The organism is Pedobacter terrae, from assembly GCF_036946585.1.
In the GTDB taxonomy this organism is placed as follows: domain Bacteria; phylum Bacteroidota; class Bacteroidia; order Sphingobacteriales; family Sphingobacteriaceae; genus Pedobacter; species Pedobacter terrae_C.
Map to the genome: position 1 here is coordinate 416,575 of NZ_JAQIIV010000004.1, position 10,578 is coordinate 427,152.

The window sequence follows — 10,578 nt, forward strand, 5'->3', positions numbered from 1 at the left end:
ATTACTACAATGAAAAGATTAGCAATATACATATACTTTGCAATTGGATTATGCATGGCAACTTCATGCAAGAAATTTCTTGATGAGAAACCCATTAGCACCTCTACCGATATTACCTTTTGGAAAAATGAAAATGACGCAGACAAGGGTATAGCAGGAGGTTACGCACTATTAAGAAAGACTTTGAATAAGGCCAACGGATTAGCATTTTATGCCTACGGAGATCTGCCAACCGATGAATTTTCTGCGGCGAATTCTTACCGTTTCGACAATATTTCTACAATCAAGTGGTCGATAGCTGTTGCTACGGCAGAAACAGGAGATCCAATGATGCAAATGAGAAGATATGATAGCTTTTACAGTGCTATAGACCAGGCTAATAGATGTATTAAGTTTATTCCCACAATACCAGATGATAAATTTTCTTCAGCTACATCAAAAAACAACCTGTTGGGCGAAGCCTATTTTTTAAGGGCATTCAATTATTTCTACATGACCAGAATCTGGGGAGATGTTCCCCTGGTTACGCAAACCGGAGCGATTGCAGATGCAGTTGATATTCCGCGCAATAAGGCAGCTGAAGTTTTGGCGCAGTGCTTAAGTGATGTTAACACGGCAATAAGCCTGTTGAGCTGGGATTATGCGAATCCTGTAAATAGAGCCGTAAGGGCAAATAAAGGTTCTGCATATGCCCTTCTGGCTCATATTTATGCCTGGCAAGGCGATTACCAAAATTGTAACCTGGCTACCGATAAGATTATTGACCAAAACTTCTATGAGTATGTAAGCAGAGATAATTACCTTGACATATATAAAGGCAGATCTACCGAGGGCATTTTCGAGATTGCCCAAAGTGGTGAAAATGAAGGAAATGTAGGTAACATAGCAAATTATACTTTAAAAAGCCCTTATTTAACAACTAATACCGGAAATGCTGTTTTTTCGCTCAATACCAATACTTTAAAGAATCTTTTCAATGATCTCAATGATAAAAGGTATTCTAAAGCCTTTGCATTGACCAATTCAACAGATCCGATCTGTATCAAGTATTCGAATATCACCTATGTTAACGGGCAAAACGTAATTATTCCGGTAGCCCATAATAACATCATCATTTTTAGGCTTGCCGATATAAAGCTTTTAAAGGCCGAAGCACTTGCAGCATTAAACCAGTTTGATCAATCCAGGACCATACTCAACGAAGTAAGGGGCATAGCAGGTGCAGGCGCCTGGAATGGGGATAATGCCAACTTATTTGAAGCCGTTATAAATGAGCGGGGAAGAGAACTGTTCCTGGAGGGACACCGTTTTTACGATTTGGTTAGACTCGGAAAAAAAACAGGCACTATTAAGTTCGGAGATGATAAGATGAACAAAAGTGATTTCGATGCCGGCAAATACTATTGGCCAATAGATCCGGCATTAATGGTTATAAACAAAAAGTTAACCCAAACTCCATTCTGGAGCTCAAAGATGTAAAATGATGAAAAATAAAATATTCTATTTCATAATATGCTGTCTGGCGCTTGCCTATTTTACAAGCTGTAAGAAAAGTGAATACCTGACAGATGGTGGATTAAGTATCGCTAAAACCCCGCTAACAACATATGATTACCTGAAGCAGCACAAATACCACTTGTTTGACACGCTGATTATGGTGATTGATCATTACAATATGAAGGCAGAAGTGAATGCTGCAGCAACTTTTTTTGCTCCCACTAACTATTCCATCAACAGCTACCTGAAAATAAAAAGAGATTCTGTTAGACTTATTAACGAAAACAATAACTACACCCTGACTGATATGTATAAGGATATCAGTGCAGATTCGCTAAGGATGTACATTGTAAAGTCAAGGGTAACGTTAATGACAACACCCTTACAGGCTACCATTGTTAGTAATGCAGCAAATACGCAAACAGCAATCCAAAGGATTTTGCAGCCCAAGCCAGCCGAATCCTGGTCATCTGCACCGATATATTATCTCTATTATGTAAAAGTTAGGGGTGGTCTGGATCCCCCTAATGTAACTGCCCAGCCCAATGATCCAAACGTAGACCTTAAAGCCCAGTGCCAGACCACCGATATAGAACCATCATCTGGCGGTATGCTGCATGTGCTGAGCAATAATCATACATTCATCAGATTCTAACACGGAATCATAACAGGGAAAATCATGAAGAAAATATTATTAATTTCATCCATAGCAGCACTGGCTTTGACAGGCATTTTTTTCGGCTGCAAAAAGGTAGAAAAGGGTTTCATCAGCGACTATATGTTTTACAGTCCAAACCCTTTAATTGCTACCCAGGGAAATGTAACAAATTCAAACTCAATTGAATTAGATGGAACCACCGGGCCGGTAAAGGTTAAACTTCTTGCCGTTAGAAACGCAGACACCGGGCAGCCGGCACCCGAAATGACAAAAGAGTTTACAATTAAACAGTTCCTCGGTCAGATTACCAGTGCCGATTCAACCGTTGCTTTAGTAAACAAAAAAATTGTACTTAAACCGGCTTTACCTCTGGAGGTGAGCGAGATTGGGGGAAGAATATCACTCTCACAGGCAACAGCATTTGTTTCTACAGGTAATTATGTGATTGATGTAGAAGTGAGCAACATCAAAGGTACCCGCCAGATTTTAAATGCATGTAGAATACAGCTATTGCCAAAGGCATATTTTGCCCTTGATGCAGGACCATTTATAACCACCTCCGATCCTAATTCGGAAACAGGCTTTAGCGACAGGATAAACCTGCCTATAACTGTTACTTACGACAATAAAGGACCCAATAAGATCAGGTTTATATTTTTGGACAAAAATGGTGTAGCTTTTGATCCTTCTGCCGGACAGGTAATTACCAGAGGGGATAGAGGTAACTTTTCGCAGATGAACCCGTATTTTCCGGTTGTTAGAACATCATCTGCATTAGAATGGGAGTTTATTGATCTTCCTAATGGCTTCCCGATTAAAGATGGCGCCAACGGCACAGGAAATTATTACCGGATCCCCGCAAGATTTACTGTAGAAAACAGAAATGCCAATCCAGTTTTTTTCGGATTCAAGGCTTTATCAGCAGGCAGCTATACGGTTACTATCCAAATCCCCTCAATTACGAAAAAACCTTAGTTAGTTAGATTAATAATGATAAAACCCAGGTCGCTTGAAAACGGCTCTGGGTTCTTCTTTGGTACCTTGACCATTTTAATGTATGCCTCCCTAGGTAATTTTATGAAAAGGATTCGTTTACCTTTATTTCTTAAAAGGAAGGTTGGTACTCATCTTCAGCGATATCTAACCAGAACTTCTGGATGTTTAGAGACCAGCTATGTCGGAATAGAATATGTTATGTTATCCCGCAATATCGCTAGGATTCTGAGAGTTGTGGATAATTCTTAGCAGGCCAGTCAAAATCAAACTATCTTGCTGTTCTATGATCTAAATTAGTACCACCTAAGTCCACCAATACGAATAATAGGTGGAAGAAAATATGACTGTTTTTACTTACCTTTAGTATAGCACTCGTTCGGCTTAACTAGGTTACGAGGGCAGAAAAAAACGACAAGGCGCTTAGTTAAATTAAAAAAATACTCATCCTATCCGTTCCTAATGGCTTGGAAATTTAATCTCGATTGGTTTTCCTGAAAAGGACAATGGAAAGGATTTTGAACTTTAAGGTCATCTTGTGTTAATTGAAATAATTAAAATTTTATTGTAGCATTACAATCTGTTATGGACAGCTTTAGTCGCTATGGTATCTGTTACACTTACAAAATAACGGCTTTGCGTAGAGTGAATTGATATATTAATTATTATTATTATTTTAAGGACTATTATGATAAATCTGTTCAGATGGAATATCTCGATTAATCTCGTAGTAACGACAAAACTCTCTATTTAAAGACAGTTTGTCTAAACTGCTTCAGGATTTCCGCGTAGCTTAACGCATAATCATACATTTTAAGTGAGGCTATAAGCCCGGTATAATTTTCTTTTTCATCAGAAGAGCCGATTATAAAGTGTGCATTATCTATTGCTGAGCTTAAAGTCATATTTTGTTGATTATCAAGTCTCCCATCCACAAAGATTTTTTCCACGATGCCGTCAAAAGTCAGCACAAGATGATGCCATTCGTTTGCCTTTGGCAACAAATTAAATTTCATGTCAAAATGATAGTCCAGATGTCCGGCTGCTCCATACCCAGAATCGCTGTAGTACATCGCATTATATGAATTTGCCAATCCGAAGATTTTTCTGTTGCACCATGACATGAGGCATTCACCTGATTTGTCAATAACTGGATTTTTAACCCATGTAGCGATCGAATAAGAACCATTCCAAGCCATTTGCTGAGGAACAGGTCGATCAGAAATAATGTATCCGTTAACAAAGTTGATGGCCTTGACACCAAGTTCGTCGTTCTGAACACGAACATCTCCAACACCTTTAAAAAGGCCGCCAAGTGTACCCTTATTTTTTAATGTCGTAAATGACTTATTTGGTGATGTTTTTCCAATATCAAGATTTAAAATCATTCCCTTTCGAATATTAACAGCAGGCACTTTTAGGGAAACTTTCCCTTGCAATGACAGCGGGATTTCGAAAAGTGAATCAAATATTTTCATATTCCATACCGCTGCATACAAACCTTGTTTTTCACTTCCAACAACAATTAGTTTAACGTAACGGGCCTTCACATCATTATCATCAATCATAGGGCTGCCTGGAGTACGGTTAGCAGACTTATCTGCAAATACTCTCCAGTTCCTTCCATCAATAGAATATTTCAATATGTATTGATAATAGAATGTTGGGAATTCAAACTGTGTGAATACACGCTTTACCCTTTTTTCTCTACCCAGATCAATCGTCAAATCTTGGGGGAACATATTACTGCCGGCTTTCCATAGTGTCGCATTGTTTCCATCCGTAGCAAAGGAAGGCTGATAGTTATAGCTTCCACCATATTTGTTCAAACAATAAAACGATGATGCTGTAACTCCCATATTCAGTGCAATATTCTCCGGAAGTTCTTGTTTTTTGAGACTGATCAATCCGGTATGTTCGGGTTCAACCTTTTTTAAGGTGGAGTCATTTTCGAAAACTAGTTTGTCAATGCAAACCTGCCTGGAAAGACCTCCCCGGGTCATGGGATAATCATGCTTATGATACACTATATAATAATCATTACCATCTTGTAGTACGGAATGGTGACCAGGACCGTGAACAGTATTATCACCGTTGGTACTCAATATCGGATTGTTCTTACCAGGAGTGAAGGGCCCATAGGGGGTGTCTGCATAACTATAACGAACATTATAGGTATCGTCATGGCAAGAACCACCTGAATACATCAAAATATATTTCTTACCCTTCTTGATCATGTAAGGTGCTTCAAAAGGCTGAGGAGTCTGTATCAATGGAATATTTTTTGACAACTGCATGTCACTCATCGTTTTAGAATTGAGCTCACCAACGGCATAGCCTCCATTATAATGCACCCAAGTTCCCCAGTAGCCGTAAATCTTATTGTCATTGTCAGTGTAAAACTGCGCATCAAGTGAGGGAAATCCAATTTTCGGGAAATTATGCGTAATTACTGGTTTATCAAGATTACTTAACTTTTTCCATGGGCCAACGGGAGTGTCAGATACATAGCCATATATATTACACCCAATTTCACAATTACCAAAATATAGATAATACTTCCCATTTCGTTCAACTACATCAGGTGCCCAAAAATTGACCAGGGGTATAGACGTAAATGATGGAACATCCATTGTGTAATTATACCAGTTCTCAAAATCAGTACTGTACCAAACGGTAGGGGCACCTGAAGCGAGCATGATATTATCTGTGGTCGAATAAATATAATAAGTATTACCAAATTTTTTAATAGTGGGATCAGCAAAATATCCTGGCAATAGTGGATTGAGTTTTTTGGTTGCCGCAATAGATTTGACTCCCTGAGCCACTGACATTTCACATGTCTGGAACAGACCACACGTACAGACCAATGATATCAAAATTTTCGAATATGATAAATATATTTTATTCATAGAGTTTAGCTTTCAAAATAAGAAATTTTTAGCAACTAGCAACAGGATAAAAGATTGAGAATAAATATTAAGTTCATTAGTACCATCCAACATTATTTTCAAAAATTTGAACAAATATAGATTCCCAATCCTTCTTATACATTTCTATTTTTCGCTAACAGTAATACTATATTAACCTTTTCATGGATTGATGAAACAAATTACCAGACTTTAGTAAAATTAACTTTAGCATGTTATTTCACTTATTTTCTAACATCTCGCAGGTCTTAACCATTTAGAAAAATACATATCTCCTTTATTCCAAGCAGCGTACGTTATCTCGGATATTCTGGGGAAGTTCGAGTATTTCCTAAGTAAGGGCAGCAATTATGGGTTACGCTGCCTTGTGAGTTATTTTGAAATTTCCACATGGCCTGAATTGAAGTGTCTAAAATATTGTCTTCCAGCCTCCTATGTGGGGAATATAAATTTTAGTCAAAATGATGCTCTATTATTTTTTCATAAAATTTCTTAGGAGTGCTATTTCCAGATAGATAATATCATACAAATCAGCAACCAGAAGATAGTTCTAAAAAACTCACTGTATGGCTTTCCAGTTTTATAAAACCAATTTCTATTGCATCTTATAATGGTAATTAAATTAAGCGAACTCCTTACTAATTTAATAGATAACACATTTAGTGGTTAAATAAAAGATTTGATCTTTTTTCTAAGCAATTGTATAAATTGAGCTGCTTATTCCATTGTAGGCCTCAATATATGCTTTTGGAGATTGACCAACAATATTCTTAAACACACGATTAAAATTTGCAACACTGGTAAAACCTGCCGCGTATGCCACGCGAGATAGACAATTATCGATGTCGTCTGAAAGGAGACTTTTACAAGCATTAGTGATCCTAACTTCATTTAAAAAGGAAACGAAAGTATGGCCAGTGTGTTTTCTGAAGTATCTGCAAAATGCCCTAGGTGTTATAAATGCAGCCTTAGCCACATCTTCCAGTGTAATTTGTTTATAGTAATTTTCTTTAATAAAGCTTGAAATTCTATTTAATCGCGAGCTCTCAGTTTTGGGAACGTTTGAAAAATGTAAATCTGAGCCTAGTTGCTCGATATCTCCTCCTAATTCTTGAAGTCCTGTAATCAGATTTAGGAAAGTAAATAGAGTATCGAGACCAGATGAATTATGCACGTCAAACATTTTGGAAGATATTTGACTAGCTGACCCAGCCGATACTTTAAATCCATGTTTATTCTTGGATAGGTAGTTGCTCGCCAACATCAGTTCAGGCAAAGCAAAAAAAGGCGCCAATATTCCTCTGAAATCGAAATAAATAGAACATGCAACAACTGATTTTCCTTGATCAGTAAAGTATTCAGGATTACTTTTAAACAAATGAGGTAACTTAGCTCCGATAACAAATATATCTCCTGTGTTAAAGCTTCTTATACTATTGTCAATAATAAGCGTTCCTTCACCTTGTTCAATGTATGTTATCTGCCACTCATCATGCCGGTGAAGATATGGATAAAAATGAGGGATGTGAACATGTTCAGAAATTATACTCTTATCTTGCGGCAAAACCATAGTAAATGGTAATATTTTCATTTATTTTTTGAATATCAAATTAACAGTATAAATATAAAGACATTGAGACCTCAAAAAAAAGATACAGTTAAATATGATTAAATCCTGCTACTATTTGATAATATTTTGCTCTTTTTTAAGAACCGGATATGCAAAAAAAAGTCCAATAGAAGTTAAGCTACATTTTTATAGATTCTATTTTGCTTGTTAAATTATTCTTTTGCCTTATAGTTTAGTGCCTATGATGTTTTTTTAGTATACTAGATCTCAATGTAATAAGAGATTTCCAGTTCCGTTTTTTTGTAATCAGCTTGTTTCCATAAATGAGTTCTGTTTTTTATTGATTTGAAAAAGCCTTAAGCTACGGCATTATGGGAGCAATTTCCTCTTCAACTCATACTTCTTGTAACGCCATAAAATCCATTGGTATTCACAAATTTCTTACTTGCATATTGAACACCTTGGTTGGAGTGGAAAACTAATCTGTCAGCTATTTTCCTGTTTACTGACAGCCATTTTCCAAGCTGTAAGACTTGTTTCATCGTTACTTATTACTTTGTTTAAATTCAAGCCAATTATTTTATGATCGTACAAATCAATAACAGTAGTAAAGCATAAAATTTTCCTTTGGTTTGAATATAGTTGACATCAGAAACCCAAACTTGAGAAGGTTTCTCTATAGTGAAATTCCGATTCAACACATTTTCTACCAGATAATTGTGCTTAAAGTTCTTGGTTACTTTAAGTTTCATGCTTAACTAACATGAGTTCGGTTTAAGCAGCTAGATATAACTGTCTTCAATTATCAAATTGAATGAGTGATTGTTTTTCAGGGAATAAGGAATATGCCACTATCGCGCATAGAATATTGTGTAGGAAGTTTCCTGCCGATCGGTGCCATGTATGCTGCAGCTTGCATATATTCTTAAGTTCATCATTTAGGCATCCTATTATGGCTCTTTTCTGGAGCATGATCCTATCGTGGTGACTTAGTTTAACGTTCTTCATGTTTTTCTTTGGTTTTGCCATCATCTGAATTCCGTTTCCCCAAAGTGGTTTGGGCAGCGCTTTGGAAACATATCCCTTATCGCCAGTAACTTACCTAAAACATCCCTGTTCATTTCAGCAAAATGCTTTCAATTCCGATCGTCAACATTTCCTTTTGTGAAATTGAACAATAATATCTCACCTTTGTCATTGATGATCAGGTGCTATTTAAACAGGTAAAACCAGCCAATAGAGTATTGTCCACGTTCTGCAATGTCCTTAAACGCCCTATGCTGATGTATCCTGCGGTTTATGGCATACTTTGAGGTGTGGGGGAGTCAATAAAGCTCAATCCCCGGCCATTTTCCCAAGCAATTCATCTTGACCAATAACATGAACAGTAGGGCGGACCTTGGCTGAAGCTCGACAAATCTGTCATAGGACACCAGTCCGGGAAACATATCCTTCAAGTGTGGTTGGGCAAAATGAACGTAGAAGGACTTCAGATTGCTGAACTGCCCACAGTAAAAGGCAATGATTGGGGGGGTAATCATTTCAGTGTTGCAGAGTCCGGTTTTCCTGTTGCGTTTGCCCAGAGTATGGTACCGATTAGCTGTTTTTCAGTTTCCGGCATTATTTCCTTGCAGAAATCATCAACTTGTACGAAAATTTCTATAATTTTGTCTTTGAGCATAGAGCTGTATTTTTTTTTGTTAATTAATTTATTTACAGATATTTATAAACAAAAAAACAAACTCTTTGCTTCTTTTTTTATCGTTTATTCACCCCGAACTCACTTCAACTTACTTCTTAACCCAGCTATTTCATATATTTTGAAATGATGATTCGTGATATTCCATACCCTAAAGAATTTATTTCGAACCTAATTCTGTGGTTTGCATAGTGTTGTTTTGACGAAAAATAAATCAAAGTTATCTGCTTTTTATGTCTTCTTTCAAAAGCAATCTCCGGCTCCTGGTTCTGTTTTCCATTTATAATAACCCTTTAGGACTTAATTTTAAAACGTGACACATCTTTTTTAATCGGGAACATGGAATCATTGTTTTTTATGTTTTATATTTCACCGACCGCTCTTGGAGAATATGCCGATTGCTTTTTTTTAATAGATCACGCTCTAACTCTGCGGGCATATAACAAATCTTGAATACATCTTTCTTAAAACATAATTCGTTTTAAAATACTAGGCAGTTTAATCTCAGTAAAAATCTGATATTTATTTAGTGATTCGGGAATAATTAAGTAATAGTCCATAATATTTAATACGTATGGATTTGGTATGATCGATTAAGCTAAGTGTTTTATAAGTTTAGCCATACTATCTATGTTCTACCATGCTGATGTATTACAATAGGCAGAATTAGTAATATGGGACTTTAAAAGTTCGACATATCATATCAATCGAATACTGACGTAATCATGTTGATTAAACTCATGATTCCTGATTAAAGTCGTTATAATTTGACTATAATCGGTGAATATTTGGCGTATTTTAAAAATTTGATTAATGTAGATTTAATCACTTAACCTATAAAATAAATATCAATGTTATGAAAAACAGTAAAGTCAACGCACTTCAAGCTTGTGCACTTATCCTATTATTTGGGTGTTCCAAGAACCAGATTAATAAAGATGTTCCCGGGGTACTAAATGAACAAAAGCAAATTTTGGAAACTTCATACAATTGGCCATCATACAGCCCTGGGATCAGTTATGATTTCAAATCAGAATATCCACAACTGCAAGCTCCAACGAAAGTGCTTGAAGATTGCGCAAATGTAGTAGGTACTACAACTTCAGATTGGTGGTGTTTCAGATGGGGTCCGAATGCAAATAAGTTGGTTACAGCATCTGCTATCAAGCCAATGCTTAATTATTTTGAATCTGAATTCAGTTATTTCAGGAATGTTATGGGCTGGCCTGCT

The 10,578-nt window shown here is 36.6% G+C and carries 7 protein-coding genes and 1 pseudogene; 4 read left to right on the top strand and 4 right to left on the bottom strand.

The genetic code is table 11. The features are described 5' to 3' along the window. The first annotated feature begins 9 nt into the window (after positions 1-9). From PGN18_RS09005 to PGN18_RS09015, 3 genes are read left to right on the top strand one after another with little or no spacing between them, the layout of a single operon-like run. Positions 10-1,479, top strand: a complete 1,470-nt coding sequence (locus PGN18_RS09005; RefSeq protein WP_335319118.1) for a RagB/SusD family nutrient uptake outer membrane protein — start codon at positions 10-12, stop codon at positions 1,477-1,479. Between the two features lies 1 nt (position 1,480). Continuing rightward, positions 1,481-2,152 (top strand): hypothetical protein, encoded by a 672-nt coding sequence (locus PGN18_RS09010; RefSeq protein WP_335319119.1) that lies wholly within the window; start codon positions 1,481-1,483, stop codon positions 2,150-2,152. Positions 2,153-2,176: 24 nt separating this feature from the next. Continuing rightward, a complete protein-coding gene (locus PGN18_RS09015; RefSeq protein WP_335319120.1) occupies positions 2,177-3,130 on the top strand; it encodes a hypothetical protein in 954 nt (317 codons plus the stop codon). Positions 3,131-3,894: 764 nt separating this feature from the next. Here the strand turns inward: PGN18_RS09015 and PGN18_RS09020 are convergent. From PGN18_RS09020 to PGN18_RS22390, 4 genes and pseudogenes are all read right to left on the bottom strand, one after another. Beyond that, complete coding sequence (locus PGN18_RS09020) at positions 3,895-6,060, bottom strand: family 43 glycosylhydrolase (RefSeq protein WP_335319121.1); 2,166 nt, start codon at positions 6,058-6,060, stop codon at positions 3,895-3,897. Between the two features lie 709 nt (positions 6,061-6,769). Further along, the gene (locus PGN18_RS09025) at positions 6,770-7,669 is read right to left on the bottom strand and encodes an AraC family transcriptional regulator (protein ID WP_335319122.1); all 900 of its coding nucleotides are present in this window, start codon (positions 7,667-7,669) and stop codon (positions 6,770-6,772) included. A gap of 368 nt (positions 7,670-8,037) precedes the next feature. Then, entirely contained in the window at positions 8,038-8,190 is a 153-nt protein-coding gene (locus PGN18_RS09030) for a hypothetical protein (RefSeq protein WP_335319123.1), read from the bottom strand. A 256-nt stretch (positions 8,191-8,446) separates the two neighbouring features. Then, positions 8,447-9,329 (bottom strand): annotated as a pseudogene (locus tag PGN18_RS22390) (IS982 family transposase). Between the two features lie 874 nt (positions 9,330-10,203). Here PGN18_RS22390 and PGN18_RS09050 point away from each other — a divergent pair. Continuing rightward, positions 10,204-10,578 (top strand): hypothetical protein (locus tag PGN18_RS09050; RefSeq protein WP_335319125.1); only part of this gene is annotated, 375 nt, incomplete at its 3' end.

Bases quoted from the DNA above. Each gene is read 5' to 3' on its own strand.
- PGN18_RS09005 (WP_335319118.1), top strand. From the start codon at position 10: ATGAAAAGATTAGCAATATACATATACTTTGCAATTGGATTATGCATG.
- PGN18_RS09010 (WP_335319119.1), top strand. From the start codon at position 1,481: ATGATGAAAAATAAAATATTCTATTTCATAATATGCTGTCTGGCGCTT.
- PGN18_RS09015 (WP_335319120.1), top strand. From the start codon at position 2,177: ATGAAGAAAATATTATTAATTTCATCCATAGCAGCACTGGCTTTGACA.
- PGN18_RS09020 (WP_335319121.1), bottom strand. From the start codon at position 6,060: ATGAATAAAATATATTTATCATATTCGAAAATTTTGATATCATTGGTC.
- PGN18_RS09025 (WP_335319122.1), bottom strand. From the start codon at position 7,669: ATGAAAATATTACCATTTACTATGGTTTTGCCGCAAGATAAGAGTATA.
- PGN18_RS09030 (WP_335319123.1), bottom strand. From the start codon at position 8,190: ATGAAACAAGTCTTACAGCTTGGAAAATGGCTGTCAGTAAACAGGAAA.